The sequence below is a fragment of the Nocardia jinanensis genome (assembly GCF_014645735.1).
Classification (GTDB): domain Bacteria; phylum Actinomycetota; class Actinomycetes; order Mycobacteriales; family Mycobacteriaceae; genus Nocardia; species Nocardia jinanensis.
Genome location: NZ_BMMH01000001.1, coordinates 743,443 through 770,062, shown reverse-complemented (window position 1 = coordinate 770,062; position 26,620 = coordinate 743,443). Strand labels below are relative to the sequence as shown.

General features: G+C 68.3%; 23 protein-coding genes. 13 read left to right on the top strand and 10 right to left on the bottom strand.

Features of this window, described 5'->3' with window-relative positions:
- The first annotated feature begins 20 nt into the window (after nucleotides 1-20).
- On the top strand, nucleotides 21-674 hold the full coding sequence (gene recX, locus IEY68_RS03525; protein WP_229718607.1) for a recombination regulator RecX: 654 nt from the start codon (nucleotides 21-23) through the stop codon (nucleotides 672-674).
- A 140-nt stretch (nucleotides 675-814) separates the two neighbouring features.
- Here recX and IEY68_RS03520 read toward each other — a convergent pair whose 3' ends face one another.
- The 4 genes from IEY68_RS03520 to IEY68_RS03505 form a co-directional block, all read right to left on the bottom strand.
- Nucleotides 815-1,708, bottom strand: coding sequence for an amino acid ABC transporter permease (locus IEY68_RS03520; protein WP_062996058.1), 894 nt, complete (start codon nucleotides 1,706-1,708; stop codon nucleotides 815-817).
- A 208-nt stretch (nucleotides 1,709-1,916) separates the two neighbouring features.
- Nucleotides 1,917-2,597: an amino acid ABC transporter permease gene (locus tag IEY68_RS03515; protein WP_189094007.1), complete on the bottom strand. Its 681-nt coding sequence runs from the start codon at nucleotides 2,595-2,597 to the stop codon at nucleotides 1,917-1,919.
- 84 nt (nucleotides 2,598-2,681) lie between these two features.
- Nucleotides 2,682-3,521 (bottom strand): glutamate ABC transporter substrate-binding protein, encoded by an 840-nt coding sequence (locus IEY68_RS03510; RefSeq protein ID WP_062996056.1) that lies wholly within the window; start codon nucleotides 3,519-3,521, stop codon nucleotides 2,682-2,684.
- A gap of 71 nt (nucleotides 3,522-3,592) precedes the next feature.
- A complete protein-coding gene (locus IEY68_RS03505) occupies nucleotides 3,593-4,321 on the bottom strand; it encodes an amino acid ABC transporter ATP-binding protein (protein ID WP_189094047.1) in 729 nt (242 codons plus the stop codon).
- A gap of 366 nt (nucleotides 4,322-4,687) precedes the next feature.
- Between IEY68_RS03505 and miaB the strand changes: the two genes are divergently transcribed.
- A complete protein-coding gene (gene miaB, locus IEY68_RS03500) occupies nucleotides 4,688-6,241 on the top strand; it encodes a tRNA (N6-isopentenyl adenosine(37)-C2)-methylthiotransferase MiaB (RefSeq protein ID WP_268241615.1) in 1,554 nt (517 codons plus the stop codon).
- Nucleotides 6,229-6,951 carry an Rv2732c family membrane protein gene (locus IEY68_RS03495; protein WP_373292935.1) on the top strand — a complete coding sequence of 241 codons (723 nt, stop codon included), beginning with the start codon at nucleotides 6,229-6,231 and terminating at the stop codon, nucleotides 6,949-6,951. Before miaB ends, IEY68_RS03495 begins: the two co-directional genes overlap by 13 nt.
- A 63-nt stretch (nucleotides 6,952-7,014) precedes the next feature.
- Here the strand turns inward: IEY68_RS03495 and IEY68_RS03490 are convergent, their stop codons facing one another.
- The gene (locus IEY68_RS03490) at nucleotides 7,015-8,403 is read right to left on the bottom strand and encodes a DUF349 domain-containing protein (protein WP_062996052.1); all 1,389 of its coding nucleotides are present in this window, start codon (nucleotides 8,401-8,403) and stop codon (nucleotides 7,015-7,017) included.
- 372 nt (nucleotides 8,404-8,775) lie between these two features.
- Here IEY68_RS03490 and IEY68_RS03485 point away from each other — a divergent pair, with 372 nt between their 5' ends.
- From IEY68_RS03485 to IEY68_RS03455, 7 genes are all read left to right on the top strand, one after another.
- Nucleotides 8,776-9,564, top strand: coding sequence for a class III extradiol ring-cleavage dioxygenase family protein (locus IEY68_RS03485; RefSeq protein ID WP_062996049.1), 789 nt, complete (start codon nucleotides 8,776-8,778; stop codon nucleotides 9,562-9,564).
- On the top strand, nucleotides 9,561-10,544 hold the full coding sequence (gene miaA / locus IEY68_RS03480; RefSeq protein WP_062996144.1) for a tRNA (adenosine(37)-N6)-dimethylallyltransferase MiaA: 984 nt from the start codon (nucleotides 9,561-9,563) through the stop codon (nucleotides 10,542-10,544). Before IEY68_RS03485 ends, miaA begins: the two co-directional genes overlap by 4 nt.
- Nucleotides 10,541-11,374, top strand: coding sequence for a TrmH family RNA methyltransferase (locus IEY68_RS03475; protein ID WP_189094006.1), 834 nt, complete (start codon nucleotides 10,541-10,543; stop codon nucleotides 11,372-11,374). The genes miaA and IEY68_RS03475 overlap by 4 nt, the downstream gene beginning before the upstream one ends.
- 74 nt (nucleotides 11,375-11,448) lie before the next feature.
- Entirely contained in the window at nucleotides 11,449-12,330 is an 882-nt protein-coding gene (gene dapF, locus IEY68_RS03470; protein WP_062996142.1) for a diaminopimelate epimerase, read from the top strand.
- 60 nt (nucleotides 12,331-12,390) lie between these two features.
- Nucleotides 12,391-13,950 (top strand): GTPase HflX, encoded by a 1,560-nt coding sequence (gene hflX, locus IEY68_RS03465; RefSeq protein WP_189094005.1) that lies wholly within the window; start codon nucleotides 12,391-12,393, stop codon nucleotides 13,948-13,950.
- Between the two features lie 122 nt (nucleotides 13,951-14,072).
- Entirely contained in the window at nucleotides 14,073-14,975 is a 903-nt protein-coding gene (locus IEY68_RS03460; RefSeq protein ID WP_062996046.1) for a lysophospholipid acyltransferase family protein, read from the top strand.
- A 173-nt stretch (nucleotides 14,976-15,148) separates the two neighbouring features.
- Nucleotides 15,149-16,294, top strand: a complete 1,146-nt coding sequence (locus IEY68_RS03455; protein WP_062996045.1) for an acyl-CoA dehydrogenase family protein — start codon at nucleotides 15,149-15,151, stop codon at nucleotides 16,292-16,294.
- A gap of 318 nt (nucleotides 16,295-16,612) precedes the next feature.
- On the opposite strand, the gene IEY68_RS03450 is transcribed toward IEY68_RS03455, so the two are convergent.
- Nucleotides 16,613-17,701 (bottom strand): NAD(P)H-dependent amine dehydrogenase family protein, encoded by a 1,089-nt coding sequence (locus IEY68_RS03450; RefSeq protein WP_062996043.1) that lies wholly within the window; start codon nucleotides 17,699-17,701, stop codon nucleotides 16,613-16,615.
- 10 nt (nucleotides 17,702-17,711) lie between these two features.
- Entirely contained in the window at nucleotides 17,712-18,503 is a 792-nt protein-coding gene (locus tag IEY68_RS03445; protein ID WP_062996041.1) for an SDR family oxidoreductase, read from the bottom strand.
- A 103-nt stretch (nucleotides 18,504-18,606) separates the two neighbouring features.
- Here IEY68_RS03445 and IEY68_RS03440 point away from each other — a divergent pair, with 103 nt between their 5' ends.
- Nucleotides 18,607-19,521 (top strand): helix-turn-helix domain-containing protein, encoded by a 915-nt coding sequence (locus IEY68_RS03440; RefSeq protein WP_062996039.1) that lies wholly within the window; start codon nucleotides 18,607-18,609, stop codon nucleotides 19,519-19,521.
- On the opposite strand, the gene IEY68_RS03435 is transcribed toward IEY68_RS03440, so the two are convergent.
- Both IEY68_RS03435 and lexA read right to left on the bottom strand, forming a co-directional pair.
- On the bottom strand, nucleotides 19,467-20,168 hold the full coding sequence (locus IEY68_RS03435) for a histone deacetylase (RefSeq protein ID WP_189094004.1): 702 nt from the start codon (nucleotides 20,166-20,168) through the stop codon (nucleotides 19,467-19,469). The genes IEY68_RS03440 and IEY68_RS03435 overlap by 55 nt on opposite strands.
- A gap of 76 nt (nucleotides 20,169-20,244) precedes the next feature.
- Nucleotides 20,245-20,976 carry a transcriptional repressor LexA gene (gene lexA, locus IEY68_RS03430; protein ID WP_062996137.1) on the bottom strand — a complete coding sequence of 244 codons (732 nt, stop codon included), beginning with the start codon at nucleotides 20,974-20,976 and terminating at the stop codon, nucleotides 20,245-20,247.
- 260 nt (nucleotides 20,977-21,236) lie between these two features.
- Here lexA and IEY68_RS03425 point away from each other — a divergent pair, with 260 nt between their 5' ends.
- Together IEY68_RS03425 and nrdR are read left to right on the top strand one after the other, a co-directional pair.
- Entirely contained in the window at nucleotides 21,237-21,707 is a 471-nt protein-coding gene (locus tag IEY68_RS03425) for a hypothetical protein (protein ID WP_189094003.1), read from the top strand.
- A gap of 203 nt (nucleotides 21,708-21,910) precedes the next feature.
- Entirely contained in the window at nucleotides 21,911-22,378 is a 468-nt protein-coding gene (gene nrdR / locus IEY68_RS03420) for a transcriptional regulator NrdR (RefSeq protein WP_062996035.1), read from the top strand.
- A gap of 10 nt (nucleotides 22,379-22,388) precedes the next feature.
- Here nrdR and hrpA read toward each other — a convergent pair whose 3' ends face one another.
- Nucleotides 22,389-26,591, bottom strand: a complete 4,203-nt coding sequence (hrpA, locus tag IEY68_RS03415) for an ATP-dependent RNA helicase HrpA (protein ID WP_062996033.1) — start codon at nucleotides 26,589-26,591, stop codon at nucleotides 22,389-22,391.
- Nucleotides 26,592-26,620: the final 29 nt, after the last annotated feature.

Genomic DNA, 26,620 nt, shown 5'->3' with positions numbered 1-26,620 from the left:
GGCGCCGACTCGACGAACTCCTGGCGGCGGGTGGCGCAGCCCCCGGTGCCGCCCGGGGCTCACGGCCGGACGAGCCCGATCCGCAGCGGGCTCGTCCGGCCGACTCCGGCGCACCTGATGGGGCGTCGGTCCAGCGGCGAAGCGCTTCTCGCGAATCCGCAGGCGGCGATGCCGCGGGCAGCCTCGAACAGGCCAAGGAAGTCTGCCTTCGATTACTGGCCGTACGTGCGCGCAGCCGTGCGGAACTCGCCCAGCGACTATCCGCCAAGGAATACCCGCCCGAGGTGATCGATCAGGTACTCGACCGGCTGGCCGAAATCGGGCTGATCGACGATATCGATTTCGCGCAGCAATGGGTGCGGCAGCGGCACGGTTTCTCGGGGAAGGGCCGGCGTGCCCTGGAACAGGAACTGCGGCGCAAAGGGGTATCGCAGGAGGATTCGGCCGTCGCGCTGGAGACCGTCACTGCCGACGACGAATATGAGCGCGCTACCGAACTGGTGCGCCGCAAACTCCGGAGCCTACCCGCGGGTCTGGAGCGGGAGAAGGCCATCCGGCGGCTGGTTGGGATGCTGGCCCGCCGCGGTTACGGACATTCCGTGGCATATGCGGTGGTCAAAGCCGAATGGGACGGGGCCGATGGGCTCGGCCACGAGGATGCTCCGCTGGATTGACAGCGGCCGAGATCGGCTCAGCGCTGATCGGCACTCGGATCGAGAGCGCCAGGGCGGCAGCTCCGTGTTGATTCGGGATCGACTCAGCGCGCGCCGGTCCGCTGTGCCCGACCCAGCGGGGCCGGACACAGCGGGTCGGACTACTTGGTGATATCCACCCCGGGGGCCGCGTCCCCGATCACCGAATCGGCCGGGACGACCGCTGCGCCACGTTTGCGGCGACCGGACCGCAGGCGCTTCTCCAACGAGGTGGCGATCGTGGAGAGCAGCACATTCAGCACGATCATGATGATGGCGACCACGATGAGCGCGGGGATCGTATTGGATTCCGCGGCCCCGAGCTGCTGGGCGCTGCGGACGACCTCCTCGTAGGTGATCACGTAGCCCAGTGCCGAATCCTTCAGCGCGACCACCATCTGGGAGATCAGCGCCGGCAGCATGGCGGTGATCGCCTGCGGGAGCAGAATGAGCCGCATCAGCTGACCCTTGCGCAGACCGAGCGCCACACCGGCTTCGGTCTGTCCCTTGGGCAGCGACAGGATTCCGGCGCGCACGATCTCGGCGATCACCGATCCGTTGTAGATCGTCAGTGCCGTCACCACGGCACCCAGCGCCAAATACTCGGATTCGAATAGGTCGTATTCGGAGTACAGGGCGAACAAGAAGATCATCAGGATCAGCACCGGGATGGCGCGGGCGATCTCGACGATCGTGCCCGCGGTCCAGCGCACCCAGCGGTGATCCGAGAGCCGGGCGATCCCGAAGATCATGCCGATCACCAACGCGAGCACGATGGACAGCAGCGCCGCGACCACCGTGCCGCGCAGGCCGGGCAGGATATAGGTGCTCCACACCGCCCCGTCCAGGAACGGTTCCCATTTCTCGGCCGTGAACTGCCCTTTATCGGCGAAGCCGCGGTAGACGAACCAGCCCGCGGCCACGACGACCGCGAACACCAGGACGGAATAGGCGATATTGCGAACCCGGGCGGCGGGGCCCGGGGAATCATAGAGAACGGAAGCCTGGCGTGTCATAGCGCCTCCCACGAAGCAGATTCATGCGGTCCGCGGAGGCCGCAGCGAAGGCGGAGGTATCGCATCATCGTGCCTCCCACGGAACGGGTTGATGCGGTCCGCGGAGGCCGCAGCGAAGGCGGAGGTATCGCATCATCGTGCCTCCCACGGAACGGGTTGATGCGGTCCGCGGAGGCCGCAGCGAAGGCGGAGGTATCGCAGTATCGCATCATCGGGCCACCTCGAATCGTTTGGCCAGATGCCCGAACAGCAGGCCGGCGGGCAGCGTCAGAATCACGAAACCGAGTGTGAAGATCAAGCCGATGGCCAGCAGCGCCGCCTCGGTTTCGATCATGTTCTTCATCAGGAACGACGCTTCGGCGACACTGATCGCGGAGGCGACCGTCGTGTTCTTGGTCAGCGCGATGAACACGCTGCCCAGTGGCGCGATCACCGCACGGAACGCCTGCGGCAGCACGATGATCCGCAGGTTCTGCAGAAAGCCCAGGCCCAGCGAGCGTCCGGCCTCGGACTGGCCTATCGGTACGGTGTTGATACCGGCTCGCAGCGATTCACAGACGAATGCCGCCGTGTACACGCTCAGTCCGATGACGGCCCAGCGGAAGTTGTTGTCGGCCAGCGAGGTGGGGCCCTCCGAGGCCAGGTTCATCCCGAGTGTGGAGTAGAGACCCAGCGAACAGAACACCAGGATGAGGGTGAGCGGGGTGTTGCGGAACACGGCTACGTAAGCCGTGCCGACCCAGCGGGCCACGGGGATCGGCGATACCCGCATTCCGGCGACGACGGTGCCCAGCACCAGGGAGCCCACCGCCGAGAGCGCGGTCAGTTTTATGGTCATCCAGAATGCGTCGAGCAGCTGGGTGTCGTATTCCGAGATCAAATCGAACACGGTGGTTGCGCGCCTCCGATCGGCGGGATAGGCCGGGATCGGAGGGCCGGGTCGCGCTCGCGACCCGGCCCTCCGATGCGGTGGTCAGTACCGGTCGACCTGCGGGGTCTGCGGGGTTTCGTAGCTCGCGGCCTTACCGACCGTTTCCTGGAAAGCGGTGTCCCAGGCGCCCGAGCTGATCATTTCCGCGATCGCGTCGTTGATCTTGTTACGGGTGTCCTGATCGCCCTTCTTCAGGCCGATCCCGTAGTTCTCGGTGGTGAACTTCTCGCCGACGACCTTGTACTTGCCCGGTGCCTGCGAGGCGTAACCGGCCAGGATGATGTCGTCGGTGGTCACCGCCGCGACGGCACCGCTGTTGAGACCCTCGAGGCACAGCGAGTAGGTGTCGTAGGTCTGCAGCTGGGTGTCGGGATACTTCTTCTGGATGTTCTGCGCCGGCGTCGAGCCGGTTACCGAGCACACCGTCTTACCTTTGAGGCTCTCCGGACCGGTGATCTCGTTGTTGTCGGCTCGCACCAGCAGGCTCTGGCCCGCGACGTAGTAGGGGCCGGCGAAATCGACCTTCTCCTTGCGCGCGTCGGTGATCGAGTAGGTGGCGACGACGAAATCGACCTGCCCGTTCTCGATCAGGGTTTCGCGCTGCGCGGAGGGCGCTTCCTTGAAGGTGATGCCGTCCGGCTGGACGCCGAGTTTGGAGGCCACGTACTTGGCCACTTCGATATCGAAGCCGCTGTAGGTCCCGTCGGTATTACGCAGGCCCAGACCGGGCTGATCGTATTTGACGCCGATGGTGAGCTCGCCTTCCTGGGCGTTCTCCAGCGCGGTTTTATCGCTGCCGCCGCCGCAGGCCGCGGTGGTGGCCGCGGTGACGGCCACCGCGACCGCGCCGACCGCGATGCGGAGTGCTCGATTGATCCTCATCGGTTTCCTTCCCTCATCTCCTCGACGGCGCGATGCCCTCGAGTTTGTGCCTGTCTATCCGCCGGACAGATTCAGTGACTGAGAATCTTGCCCAGGAAGTCCTTGGCACGATCGGACTTCGGTGCGCTGAAGAACGTCTCGGGGTCGGTGTCCTCCACGACCTGGCCGTCGGCCATGAACAGCACCCGGTCGCCGGCGCGGCGGGCGAAGCCCATCTCATGGGTGACCACCAGCATGGTCATGCCCTCTTTGGCCAGCGAGACCATCACGTCGAGGACTTCGTTGACCATTTCCGGGTCGAGGGCCGAGGTCGGCTCGTCGAAGAGCATCACCTTGGGGTTCATGGCCAGCGCCCGGGCGATGGCGACACGTTGCTGCTGACCGCCGGAGAGTTGTGCGGGGTACTTATCGGCCTGGTTGGCGATACCGACACGTTCCAGCAGTTCCATCGCATGCCGGCGGGTCTCGTCCTTCTTGGTCCCGCGGACCTTCAACGGCGCGAGCATGACGTTCTCCAGGATCGTCTTGTGCGCGAAGAGGTTGAACGATTGGAAGACCATGCCGACATCGGCGCGCAGCGCGGCGAGGGCGCGACCCTCGGCGGGCAGCGGCACTCCGTCGACGCTGATCTCGCCGGAATCGATCGGCTCCAGCCGGTTGATGGTGCGGCAGAGTGTCGATTTCCCGGAGCCCGACGGCCCGAGCACGATCACGACCTGCCCGCGGGGCACCTCGAGGTTGATATCGCGCAGGACATGCAGGGCACCGAAGTGCTTGTCGACGGCGCGTAGGGTGATCATGGGCGGAGCGGTGGTGTCGCCGGCCGCCCCGGGCGCGTCGGCGTCGGTGTCGGTCATGGAACTGACCTTAAGCCGAAATTCCGGTTTTGCGAGCCTTTCGGCGACACACCCCGACGCCACACCGAGCCGAAATTCGGGTTTAACCCGATGGTAATCCGCTGTAATCCGTTTGCTCGGCCGGGATTTGCCTTCCACGGGCCGCACGGAAAGATCGCGCGGAATTGCCGGGCCGGCGCAGCTGCTGTGACGGGGGCCACCGTGCCGTCCCCGCCGCGGCGCGGGCGGGCGCCGTCCCGGGTGCGGCCGCCGCCGCGGAGGTGCGGATCTGCTGGAAAACGCCCGGACCCCGGCCCGTACCCTGGACGCGTGGATTCGATCGGACAGGTAGCGCTCCCCACCCGGATCGAGCCGCCGGGCGCGCGTAGTTACGAGGTCCGCACCTTCGGTTGCCAGATGAACGTGCACGATTCCGAACGCTTGTCCGGCCTGCTCGAGGATGCGGGATACCGGAAGGCCGCGCCCGGGGCGCCGGCCGACCTGGTGGTCTTCAACACCTGCGCGGTGCGGGAGAACGCGGACAACAAGCTGTACGGCACCCTCGGCCATCTCGCGCCGATCAAGGCCTCGCGACCCGGTATGCAGATCGCCGTGGGCGGCTGCCTGGCCCAGAAGGATCGCGATTCGGTGCTGAGCCGGGCGCCCTGGGTGGACGTGGTGTTCGGTACGCACAACATCGGTTCGCTACCGGTACTGCTGGAACGGGCCCGGCACAACGACGAGGCCCAGGTCGAGATCCTGGAATCGCTCGAGGCGTTTCCCTCGACCCTGCCGGCCCGACGCGAATCGGCGTACGCGGGCTGGGTATCGATCTCGGTCGGGTGCAACAACACCTGCACCTTCTGTATCGTGCCCGCGCTGCGCGGTAAAGAGGTGGACCGGCGACCCGGCGATATTCTGGCCGAGGTACAGGCCCTGGTGGACCAGGGTGTGCTGGAGGTGACGCTGCTCGGGCAGAACGTCAACGCCTACGGTGCCTCCTTCGCCGACCCCGACCAGCCCCGTGACCGGGGGGCGTTCGCTAAACTGCTGCGCGCCTGCGGCGGCATCGAGGGCCTGGAGCGGGTGCGCTTCACCTCTCCGCATCCGGCGGAGTTCACCGACGACGTCATCGAGGCGATGGCCGAGACTCCGAACGTCTGCCCGCAACTGCATATGCCGTTGCAGTCGGGTTCGGACCGCGTGCTGAAATCCATGCGCCGGTCCTACCGGCAGGCGCGCTACCTCGGGATCATCGAGAAGGTTCGGGCGGCGATGCCGCATGCCGCGATCACCACCGACATCATCGTCGGTTTCCCCGGGGAGACCGAGGAGGATTTCCAGCAGACCCTCGACGTGGTGCGCCAGGCCCGTTTCACGAGCGCCTTCACCTTCCAGTATTCGCCGCGACCGGGCACCCCGGCCGCCGAGATGGCGGATCAGGTGCCCAAGAAGGTGGTGCAGGAGCGTTACGACCGGCTCATCGCACTCCAGGAACAGGTCTGTCTGGAAGCCAACCACGCCCTGGTCGGGACCGAGGTCGAACTGCTGGTGGCCGACGGCGCGGGCAGGAAGAACGCGGCGACCGCCCGGATGAGCGGACGGGCCCGGGACGGCAGGCTGGTGCACTTCCGGCCGGACGGGGCAGCCACGCGGATCCGCCCGGGCGATCTGGTCACCGTCGAGGTGACCGGTGCGGCCCCGCACCACCTGGTGGCGGATGCGGGACTCCGGGATCACCGCCGGACCCGGGCCGGCGACGCGCACGAGGCCGGGACCACTCCGAAGACCGCCCCGATCGGTGTGGGGCTGGGGCTGCCGCGGATCGGGGCCCCCGCTCCGGAACCGGTCGCTTCGGGTTGTGCCTCCGGATGCGGGATATGAGCGCGACCGGCGACGACGATCGCGACGAGGGCCGCTCACCGGAGAACGGCCGGGACGCCGTATCGCCGACGGGTGCGACGCCGGGAACCCCGGCCGCGGGAGACGGATCAGGCGAGGGAAACGAGGACGAAGTGAATCCGGCCGAAACCGAGCAGTTCGAAGAATTCCGGGAAGACCTCGACGCGGTGGAACGCCGGATCGCCGGTGAGATCGACCCCGGTGTGCGGGCCATGGTGGTGGCGGGCGCGGTATTCGTCCTGCTGCTATCGCTGGTGCTGCCACATACCGGTGGCGCGCGCGGTTTCGATGTCCTGCTCGGGTCGGAGGCCGCCACAGCCGAGCACATCGGGTTGCCGTCGCGGATCTTCGTCTGGTTCGTGCTGATCTTCGGGATCGGGTTCTCGTTGCTGGCCCTGATGACCCGGCGCTGGGTACTGGCGTGGGTCGCGGTGGCCGGGTCGGCGATCGCCAGCGCGTTCGGAGTGTTCTCGATCTGGCACCGGCAGACCCCGGGCCTGAACAACTACGTGGGAGCCGGGCCGGGACTCGGCCTGGTAGTGGGCACACTCGCGGTCATGGTGCTGACTTTCCACTGGGTGAAGGTCGTCTGGAGCCGCACCGCGGTACAGCTGGCAGCCGAGGAACAGCGGCGGATCGCCGCGGCCCGCGAGGAGGAAAGGCAGCGGCGGGAGCGGTTCGGAAAGGACTGAGCCCGCAAACAGGTCCGTCCGCCGCGATCGGCGCGGCGGACGGAGCGGTACCAGTGGGACCGGTCAGAGATTGCTGACCGCGCCCTCCGCCGCGTCGGCCCATTCCCGCCACTGCTGGGCTTGCGCGAGAGCCTTCTCCGCGTCCCGGGTTTTACCGGCGGCTGTGGCCTTCGCGGCCTGCTCCTCGAACTGGGCCACTCGCTCGCGGAACTGTGCGGCCCGGGCCAGGGCCTCCGGGTCGGTGCGGCGCCACTGGGCGTCGGCGGCCTGCCGGACCCGCTTCTCCAGAGCACGCAACCGGCCCTCGAGATCGTGCATCCGCTCGCGCGGGACCTTGCCCACGGCGTCCCAGCGTTCCTGCAGATCACGTAGTGCGGCCCGGGCACCCTCGAGATCGGTATCGGGGTCGATGGCCGGTTCGTAGCTGCGCAGCAGCTCTTCCTTGGCGACCGCGTTATCGGCGAACTCGGCGTCGCGTTCGTTCGCCGCCGCGTTGCGGCCGGCGAAGAAGACGTCCTGGGCGCTCTTGAACCGCCGCCACAGCGCCTCGTCGGCTTCCCTGGGAGCGCGGCCCGCGTTCTTCCATTCGACCAGCAGTTCCCGGAAGACCGCGGCGGTGGCGGGCCAATCGGTGGAGCCGGAAAGTTCCTCGGCCTGGACGCAGAGCTCTTCCTTGCGAGTCTTGGCAGCGGCCCGTTCCCGGTCCAGTTCGGCGAAATGAGCACCCCGGCGGCGGTTGAAGGCCTCCCTGGCCTTCGAATACCGCCGCCAGAGGGCGTCGTCGACCTTGCGGTCGACGCCCCGGATGGTCTTCCACTCGTCCAGGATTTCGCGCAACCGGTCGCCGGCGGCCTTCCACTGGCTGGATTCGGCGGCGATCTGCTCGGCTTCGGCGGCGAGCGCTTCCTTGCGCTCGGTGTGTTCGTGCCGGGTCCGTTCTTTCTCCTCCTTGGCCTGGGCGGCGGCTTCGTCGGAATGTTCGGCGATCGCGCCCAGCCGGATGGCCAGACCCTCGATATCGCCGATGACCGCGGCCGTGGGCAGTGTTTCGGCCAGGGCGAGGGCTGCGGCCTTGGTCTTGCGGGCGTCGGTGCCGGCGGCGAGCCGGGCCTCCAGCAGGGCGACTTCGGTGGCCAGATCGTCGAAGCGGCGGCCGAAATGCGCCAGCCCTTCGGCGGCGTCTCCGGCCTGCCAGGAGCCGACGACTCGTTCGCCCTCGGGGGTCTTGACCCAGGCGGTGCCATCCTCGTCGACCCGCCCCCAGACGCTGGGGTCGGTGGCGCTCGGCACGATCACCGGATGCGGATGTTCGGTGGCCGGACCGGACGCTTTCATCGCGGCCGGGGTGGGATGCGGTTCGCCGGGTTTGGGACGGTTACCGGGCTTGGGAGCACTCGAGGGGCGACCGGGCTTGCCCGGGCCGGGTTTGGCGGTTCCGTTGCTGTGGGTCATTGCTCCTCGTCCCTGCCGCGCGTCACGGCTGCCTGGTTTACGCGCTGCGCATTCTGGCTATGCTCTGCTCATTCTGGCTACGCCCGCTCATTCTGGCTATGTCTGCCCGTCCGGCCGTGCTGGGGTCGACCGTGCATATGTTGTCCGCGCTGTCGCACGCTCTCCCATTCAACCCGGCCGTGCTCCCGCAAACCACACCGCCGACAGTGGCGGCATATAGCCGGACCTGCGGATCCGGACCTGTCGGACCTGGTCCGGATACTTCGCACCCTAGCAATTGCCGCCCGGTTTCCGGGAGAGACACTCGTACCGTGCGCGGGTAGGTGAACCGGCCCCGTCGCTGGTCGGCGGGCACGAGCTACGGTTGACGGCGTGTTCTGTCTAGCGGCTGTGATTCCCTCGCCGCCCGTTCTGGTCCCCGCGCTGTGTGGTGGCGCGCCGGCGGCCTGCCCGGGTTCCGCTCCCGATCCGGGTACTCCGGACAGCGCGGTGATCGAGCTCCGCGGTGCTGTTCTCGCGGCGGGTGCGGCGCTGGCCGAGGCGACACCGTACTGGACCGTGCTCGGGGTCGGGTCGTCGGAGCGGTCCTACGGCGCCGATACGGCGGGCACTTTCCGCGGGTTCGGCGTCGATGTGCGGGTGAACCTGGGCGGACCCGGAGCCGAACTGTCCGCCGACCCCGACCCCGATCTGCCACTGGCCCTTCTCGTCGCCGGCTGGTTACGCGCGGCGGTGGCGCCGCATGTCTCGGCGCGGGCGCGGGTGCTCGCCGCCGACACCTCGGCCCGGAACTGTGCCGAGATCGGCGCGAAACTGCGTGCGGAGCTCGACGCAGAGCACGAACCGCAGGGTGTACTGGTGGTCGCCGACGGCGCCGCGACGCTGTCCACCGCGGCGCCCGGCTACTTCGACGAACGGTCGCCGCGGGTACAGAAGGCGCTCGACCAGGCTGTCGCCACGGGCGATAGGCAGGCTCTGCTGGCTCTGGACCCGGCCTTGTGCGCCGATTTGATGATGTCCGGCCGGGCCGCGTACCAGGCACTGGCCGGACTCTTCGCCGCGGACGCCGCGCCGCCGGTGGTGACCGAGCGGTACCGGGGCGCGCCCTTCGGTGTCGGCTGGTTCGCCGGGTTGTGGCGACCGGCCGGCATGGACCGATGAGCGGGGACCCGCGTCCGATCGCGGTGGTCGGGCCGACCGCCACCGGGAAATCGGATCTGGCCCTCGACCTGGCCGAGAGGCTGGGCGGTGAGATCGTCAATATCGATGCGATGCAGCTGTACCGCGGGATGGATATCGGTACCGCGAAACTGCCGGCCGACCAGCGGCGGGGGATTCCGCATCATCAACTCGACGTACTCGATATCACCGAAACAGCGACGGTCGCGGCGTATCAGATCGCCGCGACCGCCGATATCGAGGCGATCGTGGCCCGTGGACGGGTCCCCGTGGTGGTCGGCGGTTCGATGATGTACGTGCAGGCGCTGCTCGACCAGTGGGAATTCCCGGCCACCGATCCCGCGGTCCGGGCGAAATGGGAGGAACTGCTCGCCGGGCGGGGCGTGGCCGCCGTGCACGCGGCGTTGCGGCGGGCCGACCCGGCCGCGGCCGCGACCATCCTGCCCACCGACGGACGCCGCATGGTGCGGGCGCTCGAGGTCGTCGAACTCACCGGACGGCCGTTCGCCGCTTCCGCGCCGGTGATCGGTGAACCGAGGTGGGGGACCCGGATCCTCGGGGTGGACCGCGATACCACCGCCCTCGACGAACGGATCGCCCGCCGCACCGCGGCGATGTTCGAGCAGGGGTTGCTCGAGGAGGTGCGCGAATTGGTCGATCGGGGGCTGCGCGAGGGGCAGACTGCACGCAGAGCTATCGGTTACGCCCAGGCGCTGGCCTATTTCGACGGCGAGTACGACCTGGCCGAGGCCGAGGAGCGTACCTTCATCGGGACCCGCCGCTATGTCCGGCGGCAGCGCTCGTGGTTCCGGCGCGACCGGCGGGTGCGCTGGGTGGACGGCGCCGATCCGTCCTCGGCCGAGACCGCCCTGTCGCTGCTGGCAGACTCTGTGGCGTCCGATTCACCGTCGCCCGGTCCGCGGGCATCCGATCGTCTACCCGAGGAGCGCACCCGCTCGTGACCCGGCAGATCCACCGCCGCAACGCCGCCGTCCAGGTGTGGACGGCATATCTGGACAACCGCGCCAAACGCAACCGGGACGCCCGCTTCCTGGTGCACGGGGTCCGGCCGATCACACAGGCGCTCGCGCACGATTGGCCGCTGGAGACCCTGCTGTACCGCCTGGGCGATCCGGGGCTCTCCTCGTGGGCGCGGGAGATCCTCGATACCAGCACGGTTCCCGCCGTCGGATTGGCTCCGGAACTGATGGCAGATCTGGGGGAGAAGTCGGGCGGGCCGCCCGAATTGGTGGCGGTCGCGGAGTACGCGCGCGGCGAGCTGGCGAGTTTCGAACTCGGTGAGCCGGGCGAGGCCCCGGTGGTCGTCGTTTTCGACCGGCCCAATTCGCCCGGGAACCTGGGCACACTGATCAGGTCGGCGGACGCGTTCGGAGCCTCGGCGGTGATCGTCTCGGGCCACGGCGCCGACCAGTACGATCCGCGCTGTGTCCGGGCCTCCACCGGATCGCTGTTCTCCGTCCCCGTGTTCCGGGTATCGGGCACCACGGAGGTATCGGAGTTCCGGGACCGGCAGATCGATCGTGGCGTGCCCACCCGGATCGTGGGTACCGACGAGAACGGTGAGCGCGCGATCTTCGACGACGATCTGCTCGATGCGACGATCCTGGTGGTCGGCAACGAGACCAGCGGTATGAGCGCCGCCTGGCTCGCGGCCTGCGACCGGACGGTCACCATCCCGATGGGCGGCAGCGCCAGCTCCCTGGGGGCCCCGTCGGCCGCGGCGGTGGCCCTGTACGAAATTTCCCGGCAGCGCCGGACGTTCACCCGATGAGAACAGAGGACGAGGAGACCCGAACCGACGTGCACAACAGTCCCGATCAGTCCCTGAGCTCCAACGACAAGGATGTGGAGTTCACCAAGGGCCACGGCACCCAGAACGATTTCGTGGTGCTGCCCGATCCCGAGGTGCGGCTCGACCTGACCGTCTCCCGTGTCGCCGCGCTGTGCGACCGGCGCCGCGGTCTCGGTGCCGACGGTGTACTGCGCGTCGCGCGGGCGGGTGAGTTGCTCTCCGCCGGTGTCCTCGACGGATACCCGGAGGGTGTCGGCGCGCGCGACTGGTTCATGGATTACCGCAACGCGGACGGTTCGATCGCGGAGATGTGCGGGAACGGGGTGCGGGTCTTCGCTCATTATCTGGTGGCCCGCGGTCTGGCCGACGGTAACGAATTCGTGGTGGGCAGCCGGGCCGGGGCGCGCCCGGTCGTGGTGCACTCGGCCGGTGCGGTCGCCGGGGAGGTGACCGTCGATATGGGCCGAGTCCGGGTGCTCGGCGCCTCGACCGCCACGGTGGCCGGCTGGGGATATCCCGGTCTGGGGATCGATGTCGGCAATCCCCATCTGGCCTGTGTCGCCGCTGACCTGTCGGCCGGTGCCCTGGCCGAACTGGATCTCACAGCACCCCCGGGATACGACCCCGATATGTTCCCCCGCGGCGTGAACGTGGAGATCCTGACCGGTCTGGACGCGGACGGGGCGGTCGATATGCGGGTCTACGAGCGTGGTGTCGGCGAGACCCGCTCCTGCGGCACCGGCACGGTTGCCGCGGCGGCCGCGGCACTGGCGGCCGATGGCTTCGATCTGGCCGGCGGGACCGGCGAGGTGGGCGTCCGGGTTCCCGGCGGCGAGGTGCGGGTCGGGGTGAGCACGGGCGCGGCATGGCTGCGCGGGCCATCGGAATTGCTCGCCTCCGGTCGGCTCGCCGCGCAGTGGTGGGATACGCAGTAGCGGTCCCGCTCGAAAATTCACATGCGCCGACCAGCGCATCAGTGGCAGCATGGACGGTGTATGAGAAATTCTGATGTTTCCGGGACCACGGATCGGTCCCCTGAATCGTTCGACGTGGAATCGACGGAGACGGATCCGGTCGCAACCGTCGACGATACCGACACGGGCGCGCGAGGCGCGAACGTATCCGGGCCGGTGTTCCGGCGCGGCGGTTGGTCCACCGACCCCACCACCGGCGAACTCCAACTCGACGAACGCAGCGCACTGCGCCGTATCGCCGGGCTGTCGACCGAGCTCACCGATATCACCGAGGTCGAGTATCGGCAGCTGCGGCTGGAACGGGTCGTGCTGGTCGGTGTGTGGACCGAGGGCAGCGTGGCACGGGCGGAGGCGAGTATGGCCGAATTGGCCCAGCTCGCCGAAACCGCGGGCTCCGAGGTACTCGAAGCACTCATCCAGCGCCGCGATCGGCCGGACCCGGCGACCTATATCGGCTCGGGCAAGGCCGAGGAACTGCGGGCGGTGGTGCTGGCGACCGGCGCGGATACGGTGATCTGCGACGGTGAACTCACCCCGGCCCAGCTCACCGCGCTGGAGAAGGTGGTCAAGGTCAAGGTGGTCGATCGCACCGCCCTGATCCTGGATATCTTCGCCCAGCACGCGACCTCCCGTGAAGGTAAGGCGCAGGTCGCGCTCGCCCAGATGGAGTACATGCTGCCGCGGCTGCGCGGCTGGGGTGAGTCGATGTCGCGCCAGGCGGGTGGCCGGGCCGGTAGCAACGGCGGTGTGGGTCTGCGTGGCCCCGGTGAGACCAAGATCGAGACCGATCGGCGGCGGATCAGGGAGCGCATGGCCAAACTGCGCCGGGAGATCCGCGAGATGAAAACGGCCCGCGATACGAAACGCGCGCGCCGCACCTCCAGCGGAGTGCCGTCGGTGGCGATCGTGGGCTATACCAATGCCGGGAAATCGAGCCTGATGAATGTGCTCACCGGTTCGGGAGTCCTCGTGCAGGACGCGCTGTTCGCCACCCTGGACCCGACCACCCGGCGGGCCGAGCTGGAGGACGGCCGCGAGGTCGTGTTCACCGATACCGTCGGCTTCGTTCGGCATCTGCCGACCCAGCTGATCGAGGCGTTCCGGTCCACGCTGGAAGAGGTCACCGGCGCCGATCTGCTGCTGCACGTGGTGGACGGTTCCGATACGCTGCCCGCCGAGCAGATCAAGGCGGTCCGTGAGGTCATCACCGATGTGATCCGGGAATCGGGTCACCCCGCGCCGCCCGAACTGCTGGTGGTCAACAAGATCGACGAGGTCGATCCGGTGGAGTTGACCCGGTTGCGGGGTCTGCTGCCCGGTGCCGAGTTCGTGTCCGCGCACAAAGATCTCGGTATCGACCGGTTGCGTACCAGGCTTGACGAGGTGCTCGGCGGCCTGGATGTGGAAATCAGTGTGCTGCTTCCGTACACTCGCGGCGATCTGCTCGCCAGAATCCACGCCGACGGCAGGATCTTGCGTTCCGAACACACCGAGAACGGGACCCGTGTCCAAGCGCGAGTACCGAGTTCCCTGGCAGCGGCCCTTTCCGGCTACGCCCACGCGGGCACGGCGCAAGCGTGACCGTTACGGGCCGAAGTCGCCCCGGCTAACTCTGGTCGCGAAAATGTGGGACATCGCATAACCCTGTGGGATATCCGCCCGTGTCGATTCACAATCGGTATGAGTCGACTACGGGAGGTTTTATGTCACAGAAGGGCCGTACCGCTATCAGCGGCGACGACCGGCAGCGCGGCGCGCTGATGGATCGGGCCGGGCTCAGCGACGGCGCGCCGGCTTCGGTCGATCTCGGTGCGATCGACCTCCGGGTTCTCGAAGCGGCCCTGGCGCCGCTGCGGGCCTGGAGCAGTCCCCGTTTCTTCGGTTTGGACAACATCCCCGCCGAAGGGCCGGTGCTACTGGTCGCCAATCACAATCTGCTCGGCTTGATCGACGCGCCGCTGCTGCTGCCGGAGGTGCTGCGTACGCGTGGCCGGTTGATCCGCGGTCTCGCCGAGAATCTGCTCATCTCCGTACCGGGTGTGCGGCATCTGCTGCACTACTACGGTTCGGTACGTGGGACCCGGGGCAATTGCCGGGCCCTGCTCGAACAGGGCGAAGTAGTACTCGTCTTTCCCGGTGGTGGCCGGGAGGCGATCCGCCGTAAAGGGGAGAAGTACGCCTTGCGCTGGGAGGGTCGCACCGGCTTCGCGCGGATGGCGATCGAATGTGGTGCCCCGATCGTGCCGGTGGCGATGATCGGTATCGACGATGCCTACGACATCGTCGCCGACAAGGACGATCGGGTACTGCGCCCACTGCGCCGATTGGTCGAGGCACTCGGCATCCACACCGAACTCACCCCGCCGCTGGTGCGCGGTATCGGTCTCACACCCATCCCACGGCCCGAGCGGTTCTATTTCACCGCCGGTACGCCGATCGATCCGGGGCCCTGGCGTGAGACCGGTGATATCGACGAGGCCGCGGGTCAGTTGTCGGTGGTCGTTCAGAAGGCGGTCCGGGAAGAACTGCTCTTCCTGCTCGGCCATCAGGCCGTCGACCGCGGCCGGACGCTCGGTGGGCGGTTGCGCGAGCTGCTGCCGGTCTGAGTGCGCCTCGACCCGACCGCCGGTGAATGGCAAGGTTGTGCGTTTGCTCGACGGCGGGCCGGAGCACCAGCGAATTCCGACAGCGAAGTGAACAACGATTCGCACTCCGGGTACGGTGGATCACAGCGACGGGCCGGCGCGGTCCCGTCCGAAGTGTTCACTAGGAGGTTGGTGTGGAGCGCACACTGTTCGAGCCCGAGCACGAGCTGTTCCGGGAGTCGTACCGCAAGTTTCTCGAGACGAATGTGGCGCCGTTCCACGACCAGTGGGCGGAGCGGGGCGTCGTGGACCGTTCCGTCTGGCTCGAGGCCGGGAAGCAGGGCTTCCTGGGGATGGCGATGCCGGAGGAGTACGGCGGCGGCGGCGTGAAGGATTTCCGCTACAACGCCATCATCACCGAGGAGTCGGTGCGCGGTCAGTACTCCGGGCTCGGATTCGGCCTGCACAACGATGTCATCGCACCCTACCTGCTGGAGCTGGCCAACGACGAGCAGAAGCAGCGCTGGCTGCCGAAGTTCTGTTCCGGCGAACTCATCACCGCCATCGCCATGACCGAACCCGGTACCGGTTCGGACCTGCAGGGCATCAAGACCCGCGCGGTCCGCGACGGGGACGACTGGGTCCTCAACGGCGCCAAGACCTTCATCACCAACGGCATCAACTCCGATATCGTCATCGTGGTCGCCCAGACCGACCCGTCGGCCGGCGCCCTGGGCTTCAGTCTGCTGGTGGTCGAGCGCGGGATGCCGGGCTTCGAACGGGGCCGGAACCTGGACAAGTTGGGCCTCAAGGCGCAGGACACTGCCGAACTCAGCTTCAGCGATGTCCGGGTGCCCGCCGCCAACCTGCTGGGCGAAGAGGGCAAGGGCTTCATCCACCTGATGCAGAATCTGCCGCAGGAGCGGTTGTCGATCGCGGTCATGGCCGCCGCGGCGATGGAGACCTGCCTGGAATACACCTGCCAGTACGTCCGCGACCGCAAGGCCTTCGGTAAGCCGATCGGCGCGCTGCAGAACACCCGGTTCGTACTCGCCGAACTGGCCACCAAGGCCACCGCCGTGCGGGTCCTGGTAGACCGGTCCATCACCGAGCTCAACGCGGGCACCCTCTCCGCCGAGGACGCCGCGATGGCCAAGTGGTGGAGCACCGAGGAGCAGGTCGATCTGATCGACCGCTGCCTGCAGCTGCACGGCGGCTACGGCTATATGCGGGAATACCCGATCGCCCAGGCATACCTGGACGCGCGGGTGCAGACCATCTACGGCGGTACCACCGAGATCATGAAGGAGATCATCGGGCGCAGCCTGAAACTCTCCTGATCGCGCCGATCCGTACGGATCGGGTGCGCACCATCGACGGGGCGGGTATTCGATACCCGCCCCGTTTCGCATCGGCCGGATCGCCGCCGGAAACCGCTGCGGCCTCCGCGGGTAGCCGCGACCGCTTCGACCTGTCACAGGAGTGTATTAGCCTCCGGCGCATGGGATTGTCCGTGGGCTACGAGCGGTTGGTGTCCGGTCGCGGGTCCGCAGCCGGACACGAACCGAAGCTCCGCGAGTGCGTCCCGCGCGCAGCGGGTGACGATCCCGACGATTACCCGGCCGCAGGGGCGGGGTCTTCGTGGCGAGGGTCGAAACCTATGAGGCGTCGGGATCGTTGCGTACGGCCCCCGGCCCGGTGACCAGCGGGAGATCCAGGGTCGTGCGAATTCCCGGTGCGGCCGCTACCACAGCGGGAATCGCGTTGACCACCCGCATGGCCGTCGCCACCAGCCCCGCATGGTTGTGGTCGCCGTTGTCACTGGACAGGCAGAGGTCCATGGCGTAGTTCGGTTCGCCGGTGACCTCGACGCGGTAGGAACCGCCCTCCTGGGCCGGCTGGGGCCATTCGGGCGCCAGATCGGCCCGCAGTCGCGTGACGTGTTCCAGCACGGTGACCACCCGGTCGCCGACCATTCCGCGGACCTCGAAGCGCATCGCCGCAGTGGTACCGGTCGCGACCGTGCCGGCGGCGATCTCGACCTCCTCCGGCGCGGGGATCCGTTCGTGGAATTCGGTGACCGCGTCGAGTTCCACCCCCAGTCCGGCGGCCAGCTGGCGCACTACGCTGCCCCATGCCAGGGAGAGCACCCCCGGCTGTAGCAGCATGGGGGTCTCGTCCAGGGGCTTGCCGAAGCCCATGATGTCGAACATGACCGTGGCGTTGTCGTAGGTCGCGTAGTCGAGGATCTCCATACAGCGGAGCTGGTCGACCCGTCGGCACGTACCGGCCAGCGCGAGCGGCAGCAGGTCGTTGGCGAACCCGGGATCGATACCGTTGACGAATAGGGAGGCACCACCTGCCGCGGCAGCCTCCTCGATCGGGGTGAGCATGTCCTGTGGCAGCACCCCCCACGGATACTGAAGGAAGACGGGAGCGCTGGCTACGATGTCGATCCCGGCGGCAAGGATCGTCCGCAGATCCTCGAGTGCCTCGACGAGCCGATTGTCGGCCATCGCGGTGTAGACCACACAGTCCGGTCGCAGGGCGAGCAGGGCGGCGGAATCGGTGGTGGCCGAGACCCCGGTACGGATATCGAGCCCCGCCAGCTCCCCGGCGTCGTGCCCTTCCTTCGCGCTGCCGGACACCTTGACGCCGATCAGTTCGAGCCGGGAGTCGTCGATGATTCCGGCCAGTGCGTGTTTGCCGACATTGCCGGTGCCCCAGTGCACCACGCGGTATGTCACAGGTCTCTCCTCACAGATCCGGAATCGGGATATCGAGATTCGGGGCGATCAGACCGCCGTCGGTCTCGATGACTTTCCCGGTCAAATAGCCGCCTGCCGGTGCGGCGAGGAACAACGCGGTGGCCGCGATATCGGCCGGGTCCCCGATCCGGCGCAGCGGGGTCGCCTTCTCCACGGACCCGCGCAGCTGCTCGTCGGCGGCGACGACCTCCAGTGCGGAGGTCGCGATGGAGCCGGGAGCGATGGCGTTGACCCGGATTCGCGGACAGAGATCCATGGCGGCCAGCCGGGTGTAGTGCGCGAGCGCGGCCTTCGCGGTGCCGTAGGCGGCGAAGGCCCGGCCGGGCAGGCGCCCCATCGCCGAGGTGATGTTGATGATCGATCCGCCGCCGGCGGTGTCCAGCATGATCGGTACGGCGGCCCGGACCAGCGCGTGGGCATTGGCGACGTTGAAACCGAACGCCTGCGTCAGGGCGTCCGGTGTGGTGTCGAGCAGCGGTGTGGGCATTGCCCCGCCGACATTGTTCACCACGATATCGAGCCGGCCGAACTCCGCGGCCGCGGTCTCCGCCAGCGCGGCGCAGGCCGCTGGATCGGCCAGGTCGGCGACCACGATATGAGCCCTGCGGCCCAGCTGCCGGATCTGCTCGGCGATATTCGAAAGCTCGGATTCGGTACGGGCGGCGATCAGGACATCGGCCCCCGCCTCGGCGAAGCCGAGGGCGATGGCGGCGCCCAGCCCGCGGCCGGCGCCGGTCACGATGGCGACCCGGTCGTCGAGCCGGAAGCGGTCCAGAATCATGGCTCCTCCTGAACTATGCTGATGACGAGTATTCGACGTTCTTTCAACGAATAGTCGATGCAGTGTAGATCCCGGGTTACCGGGCGACAAGGGAGCCGCGGATATGGCCACAGCCGGATCTCCGCCGACACGCCGAGTGGTGTCGGTGGTCGAACTGCTCGCGGAATCCGAGCGGGCACTGACCGTGTCGGAGATCGTCGAACGTCTGTCACTCGCCCGGGCGACGGTTACCGCGGTGCTCGCCGAGTTGTGCGAGGCGAACTGGGTGGTCCGGGACGCGAGCCTGGCCTACCGGCGCGGACCTGCCCTGGCTCGCCTGTCACCCGCCGAACCCGTCGGCGCGGCCGTCGCGGTGGGCGCTGAGCTGGCGGCGCTGGCCGAGGCGGCAGGCTGCGGAGCCACCTTGAGCCGGATCTCCGACGATCGGCTCACCATCGTCGCCAAACAGTACGCGGGAGCGCGCATAGTGCCGGGACTGTCCGTCGGACAGTCGGTCCCGGTGGTCTATCCCGCCGGTGCCGCCGTGATGCCGTGGCGGACCCCCGCCGAACGGCGGCGCTGGCTGGCGACGACGAACGGGCGGCCCGGCGCGGCGGAACTGCTCGACTTCGTCACCGCGCACGGCTTCGCCATGTTCCGGCCCGAAGCCGACGACGCCGGTCTGGTCGATCTGCTGACCGAACTGCTCGGCGCGCTCGGCGCCGAACTGCTGCAACCCGCGCTGCGGGCCGAGGCGCTGCGCCAGCTCGGGCGATTGACTTCGCGCGCGTACACCGAGGCCGATATCGAAACCGGGGACGCGCTGCCGCTCAGCTATGTCTCCGCGCCGGTATTCCACGGTGACCAGGCGCCTTACGAGGTCCAGTTGGGGCCGCTGCGGGCGGCGGCGGGCCCCGCGGATCGGGCGCGCTATTCCGAGATCGTCCGCGCGGGTGCCGGTGCGATCTCGGTGGCGTTACGCACCTACGAATCCGCTTCCTCTCGGAGTAGTCCGGCGACTCGTTCCGAAGTCCAGTGACCGGCCGCTCCCGGACGAGTGGCCAGATAACCCGCGGTATCGCCGATCGACCAACTGTGTGCCGCGCGTAGACCGGTCGCGATATGGCGCAGATAGGTGGCGGCCGGAGGATTTCCGCCGATCTCACGCCAACGCCACGGGGCGGTGAAGGTGACGACGGGTATGCCGTCGAACATGCCGGGGCAGACCAGGGTTTCGTAGCGCCCGGGGCCGAGCCGGGACCGGCCGGTGCGCAAGACCTCGGTGAGATCGAGATCGGTTCCGGACCGGCGATACATCTCCTGGGCGGCGATATCGCTGAACTGTGAGAGGGTCAGCAGATAGGCGCGCACCGGGGTTTCGGCGGGGGTGGTGGGATCGTAGAAGGCGCGGCCGCCGGACCAGATCACCGATTCGGTGGCGAAATAGAGCAGTCCGGGGAGTACGAGAGCGACCGAACGCGCCGGTGGTGTGTGGTCGCGGCATCCGCTCGGTGAGATGCCGGGCGCGGGGCGCAGTGCGCCGCGCGGCCCGCTTCCGTCGAGGTAGCCGGCCAGGCGGTCCGGATTCGTATTCGAACCGTAGGCGGCGTACCAGATCCGGTCCGGAACCGGTGAGCGGTCGAATGCGGAACGCGGCCGGAGGGCCGCGACCTCGTATGTAGCCATCGGCTTCTCGCTCCGGTGTCGAGCAGCGGTCCGACCACCGGCGCGCACCTCGACGGGACGCGCGCCGGTCGGCGGCTCAGATCTTGCGGATCACGGTGACTACCTTGCCGAGAATCTGCGCGTCGTTACCCGGTATGGGCTCGAAATGCGGATTGTGCGGCATCAGCCAGACATCCTTACCGCTGCGTTTGAATGTTTTCACCGTCGCCTCGCCGTCCAGCATCGCCGCGACGATATCGCCGTTGTCCGCCACGTTCTGCTGCCGGACGACCACCCAGTCGCCGTCGCAGATGGCCGCGTCGACCATGGATTCGCCGACCACTTTCAGCAGGAACAGCGAACCGTCGCCGACCAGTTCGCGGGGGAGTGGGAACACGTCTTCCACCGCCTGTTCGGCCAGTATCGGTCCACCGGCGGCGATCCGTCCGAGCACCGGTACATAGGTCGGGATCGGCTGATCGGTGGTATCGGCCGAGACCGCCCCCCGGGCGGGACCGGCCGGGTCCAGAGTGGTCACCGAGCGGACCGCTTCGTCCATCCCGCGGACGTCCACGGCGCGTGGGCGATTGGGATCGCGCCGCAGGTACCCCTTGCGTTCCAGCGTCCGCAGCTGGTGCGCGACAGAGGAGGTGGAGTTCAAGCCGACCGCGTCGCCGATCTCGCGAATGCTGGGTGGGTAGCCGCGCAGGTTCACCGAGGAACGGATGACCTCGAGCACCTTGCGCTGACGCACGGTGAGATCCACACCGGTCGTCCCCGGTTCGGTGCCGGGGCCAGCCCCGGCACCCGTGTCGTCTGATCGGCTCACCACAACCGCCCTTTCTCGTCGGTTTCCGGCCCGGTGACCGCGGTCCCGGCAGACCGCCCGGACCGGCTGTGCCCGAAGTTTGATGTCGTGCAGTGAATCTAGTCGGCGTACTCCGATCTATCAAACATCTGTTCGAGGCATGTCCGGTGTTGCTACTGACATTATCCCTCTCGCGTGGTAGAAATCGAACACCAGTTCGTCGAACACTTGATCGAATACCGCATATGGTTCCGCGAGCGACCAGCACGGAGGTCTATCCGATGAACACTGCGATCAGCGTGACCGGCACCGACACGCGGGAAGACGTCAGCGCCCGGGTACGGCCCGGTCCGGTTCCGCCGGGGGCGGCCGGCACGGCCGCCTCGGACGAGGGCGGGTTGCCGGGTCCGGACACGTGGCCGGATCGCCCGTCCCGTCCCTGCGGCACCGCGACGTACCGGGACGGGACGGGCGGATACCGTCCGATCGCCCGGCCGCCGGCCCCGGTGGTGCGCCGGGGCCCGGCCGTGCGGCCGTTGTCCCGGCCGCCCGAACCCGGCGAACTGGTCGAGCGGGCACGGGCCGGCTACGCGGCGACTGCCTTGACGGCCGTGATCAGCGCGACGGTGGTTGTCGCCTTCCTCGCGCTCGCCCATCTCCGGGCTCCCGATCCGGCGCCCCAGCCGATTCCGTCCGGGATCCCGGGCCCGGTGGTGCCCGGCCCGGGCACCGATGCTCCCGGATCGCGGTAGCGTGACGGCGCCGCGTATGCCCGGGCCAGGGGTGAGCGCAACCACGGCACACCCCGTACCGGTATCCTCGATGTGTTATGCACTCGAGCCGGTGCGCGTGACCGGCCCACCTGTATCCGGGCACCGGCCCGGTACCCGCGCTCGCCGGACCTGCGACCGGCGCCGGTTCGGCCGCGAGCGTTCGCAGCGACGAAGGACCCCGGATGCACTGCCCGTACTGCCGACACCCCGACTCCCGGGTCGTCGACTCGCGACTGGCCGACGAGGGCGCCGCCATTCGCCGCAGACGCTCCTGCCCGGAGTGTGGCCGTCGTTTCACCACGGTGGAGACGGCGATCCTGTCGGTGGTCAAAAGGAGCGGGGTCACCGAGCCGTTCAGCCGGGAGAAGGTGATCCGGGGAGTACGCCGCGCCTGCCAGGGCCGCGAGGTCGACGACGACGCATTGAACCTGCTGGCTCAGCAAGTGGAGGACGCGGTCCGGGCGAAGGGGTCACCGGAAGTGCCGAGCCATGAGGTCGGCCTGGCGATTCTCGGGCCGCTACGCGAACTGGACGAGGTGGCGTATCTGCGCTTCGCCTCGGTCTATCGATCCTTCACCTCCGCTGCGGATTTCGAACGCGAGATCCTGGACATGCGCCAGGCCCGGGCGGCGGTCGGCACCGGGGACTGAGCTGTCACGGTCAGCGGCGTACAGCCGCGATCGCCTTCTGGATCCGCTTCGTCGAGACCGGATACGGCGTGCCCACCTTCTGAGCGAACAGACTCACCCGCAATTCCTGGATCATCCACCAGATCTCGGTGATATCCGATGATCGCCGCCGCCCCTCCGATAGCCGGGTCAGCAATTGATCGTAGGCGGCCAGGGCGGTGTCCACTTCCGCTATGGCCTGGCGATCGCGTACCGCGGACCCGGGTAGCGCGGCGAGCCGGACGCCGGCCGCACGCAGATACCGGGGCAGTTCGCGCAGCCGGACCGGACCCCATTCGGAGACGAACCCGTCGAACAGCAGATCTGCCAGCTGATCCCGCACATCGCCGGCGATATCGGATTCCCGGACACCGGTCAGGGCCGTCGACACCTCGTGCGCCTCGGCCAGGACCGGGACGACCAGCCGGATGATCCTGGTGACCACCTCGTTCAACTTCGGCCGCAACGCCACCAGCAGCCGGTCGAACTGGGCGGGGTCGCGGACCGGGCCACCGGCGGCGGCGATGAGCTGGTCGGCGGCCGCGGCGCGGCAGTCCTCGACCAGCGCGTCGACCGAACCGTAGGGGTTCTGGCTGAGCACCAGCCGGTCCGCCGGAGACAGGCTCGCGGTGACGGCGCGCACCGAGGTCGGGATCGCGTCGAGTACCAGGGCCCGGGTTCCGGCACGCATGGCCGCTGCCTGCTCGGCGGGTGATTTGAGCACCCTGACCGCGACTCCTCCGCTCTCCGGGACCAGCGCCGGATATCCGGTGACGGTCTGCCCGCCGACCTCGCTACGCACCGTGGCGTCGAGAGTGCCCAACGACTCCGAGGTCCACACCGTGGCGGGTGCGCGTTCGGCGTTCGCGGTGGCGGCGGCCACCGATGCGGAGACCTGGTCGGCCAGACGGGTCCGCAGGTGCGCCAGGCTCTTGCTGGTGGCCAGTACCCGGCCGTCGGCATCGGTGGCGGCGAAGGTCATCCGGAGGTGTTCGGGGAGCGCGGCCGGGTCCAGGTCGGCGGCGGAGATCGGCGTGGCGGCGAGCCGGGTGAGTTCCCGGGAAAGCCCGGTACGCAGCGGTTCGGCCCGCGGCGTGAGGACACGTAGCGCGGCAGCGGCGAAATCCGGTGCGGGGACGACCGTGCGCCGCAACTGTTTGGGCAGTGTCTTGATCAGTGCCGCGGCCAGTTCGGCGCGCATCCCGGGTACCAGCCAGTCGAACCCGACGGCCCGGACATGGGCCAGCTGGGCCACCGGAATCCGCACGGTCACACCGTCGTCGGCCTGCCCCGGCTCGAACTGGTAGGTGAGCGGGAAGGACAACTCGCCCTGACGCCAGGCGTCCGGGAAATCCGTGGGGTCCAGTCGCTTCGCGGTGTCGTTGACCACCGTATCGGTCGTGAAGTCGAGCTGGTGGGGGTCCTGCCGACCGGCGGATTTCCACCAGGTGTCGAAATGCCGGACCGAGACGATATCGGCCGGGATCCGGCGGTCGTAGAACTCGAACAGCACCTCGTCGTCGACGAGGATATCCCGGCGCCGGGCGCGCTGTTCGAGGTCGGCGATATCGTCGATCAGCGCGCGATTGCGCTGGAAGAACTCGTGCCGGGTCTGCCATTCGCCCTGGACCAGCGCGTGCCGCAGGAACAGTTCGCGCGAGATCTCCGGATCGATGCGGCCGTAGTCGACCGGACGACCGGTCACCAGGGGGACGCCGTAGAGCGTGACGCGTTCGTAGGCCCGGGCGGCACCGCGTTTGGCCGACCAATGTGGTTCGGAGTAGATACGTTTCACCAGATCGCCGGCCAGCCGTTCGGCCCATTCGGGTTCGACGCGGGCGGCGATCCGGCCCCACAGGCGTGAGGTCTCCACCAGTTCGGCCGCCATGACCCACCGCGGCGGCTTCTTGGCCAGCGATGAGCCCGGGAAGATCATGAACTTGGCGTTGCGGGCGCCCAGGAACTCGCGGGATTCGGCCTCGCGGACCCCGATATGCGACAACATGCCCGACAACAGTGCCTGGTGGATCGCGGTCGCGTCCCATGGATCGGTATCAGGAGTCATCTCCTCGACCGGCCGGGGCTCGGGCGACCCTGGGTGGTGCTGCCGCCCGGCTTCCTGCTCCGGTTCGGGCCGGTTGTGGCCGCGCCGTCGCCGCGGGCCCGGCCCAGGGCGTCCGGTGCGGTCGTCCTTCGCCTCCGGTTCCGCGTTCGCCTCGTGCAGCGACCAGCCCATTCCCTTGGTGATCGTGCGCAGTTGGCCGTACAGATCCTGCCACTCCCGGATCCGCAGGTAGTGCAGGAATTCTTCGCGGCACATGCGCCGGAAACGGTTGGCCGACAAGGCCCGCCGCTGACCGGTGAGGTATTCCCACAGCCGCAGATACGCCAGGAAATCCGAATTCGGCACGGTGAACCGGGCATGTCGCGCGTCGGCGGCCTGCTGCTGATCGGCCGGCCGCTCCCGGACGTCCTGGATCGACAGCGCGGCCACGATCACCAGCATTTCGGCCAGGCAACCGTTGCGATGGGCCTCGACGAGCATCCGCCCCATCCGCGGATCCACCGGCAGGCGAGCCATCTCCCGGCCCGTCGGAGTAAGCGTGGGACCCGATGCGGGCGCGCGGCGTTTCCCGCCGGAGCGGGCCGGATCGGCCTGCGCTGCGGAATCCGGTGCCGGGGCGGCGTGCTCCGCCTCCGGTGCCGTCGCGGGGGTGTCCTGGGGTGTGTGTTTCTCCGCGGTACGGCGGGCGAGGGCGCCCAGTTCCTCCAGCAGAGCGACCCCGTCGCGTACCGCGCGGTTGTCGGGAGCCTCCACGAACGGGAACCGTTCCATCTCACCCAGCCCGAGCGCGGTCATCTGCAGGATGACCGCGGCGAGATTGGTACGCAGGATCTCCGGGTCGGTGAACGTCGGCCGGGATTCGAAATCGTCCTCGGAGTACAGGCGGATACAGATACCGTCGGCGACGCGCCCACAGCGTCCGGCCCGTTGCCGGGCCGAGGCCTGCGAGATCGGTTCGATCGGCAGGCGCTGCACCTTGGTGCGGATGGAATAGCGCGAGATCCGCGCGGTTCCGGGGTCGACGACGTAGCGGATACCCGGGACCGTGAGCGAGGTCTCGGCGACATTGGTCGCCAGCACCACCCGCCGGCCGGTGTGCGGGGCGAACACCCGATGCTGTTCGGCCGCCGACAGCCGCGCGTAGAGCGGCAGAATCTCTGTCCGGGGCATTTTCAGATCGGCGAGCGCGTCGGCGGTATCACGGATCTCCCGCTCACCGGACAGGAATACCAGCACGTCGCCGTCGCCCTCGGCGAACAGTTCGGTGACCGCCGCGCAGATCGCGTCCACCGGGTCCCGATCCACGGGACGGTGGTCTTCTTCCTCGTCTTCCGCCGCGGGCGCCGGCAGGGCCAGCGGCCGATACCGCAGTTCCACCGGGTAGGACCGGCCCGAGACCTCCACGATCGGCGCCGGGCGGCCCGCGGCGTCGGCGAAATGCCGGGCGAACAGTTCCGGGTCGATGGTGGCCGAGGTGATGACGATCTTCAGGTCCGGCCGCCGGGGCAGCAGCTGCTTCAGGTAGCCGAGCAGGAAATCGATATTGAGACTGCGCTCGTGCGCCTCGTCGATGATGATCGTGTCGTAGGCGCGTAACAGCCGGTCCCGCTGGATCTCGGCGAGCAGGATACCGTCGGTCATCAGCTTGACCAGCGTGTGCTCGGCGGCGTGATCGGTGAACCGGACCGTGTAACCGACGGTATCTCCCAGTTCGGTGCCCAGTTCTTCGGCGATACGCTCGGCGACCGTGCGCGCCGCCAGTCGGCGAGGCTGGGTATGCCCGATCGCCCCACGGATACCCCGGCCCAGCTCCAGGCAGATCTTCGGGATCTGGGTGGTTTTGCCGGATCCGGTTTCGCCGGCCACTATCACGACCTGATGGGCGGCGATGGCGGCGGCGATATCGTCGCGACGCCCTGTGACCGGCAGTTGCTCCGGATAGGTGATGGCCGGGACCGCCGCGCGGCGGGCCGCGATACGTGCCTCGGCGGCCGTGATGTCCGGCTCGATCCGGGAGAGGTCGCCATCGCGCACTCGATCCAGCTGCCGCTGCAGCCGGTGTTCGTCGCGGAGGGTGAGAGAAGCCAGCCGGGTACGGAGCTCCCGGTGTGTGACTGCGGTCCTGGTCATTGCGTCGACCAGCCTAGCGAAACCGGGCG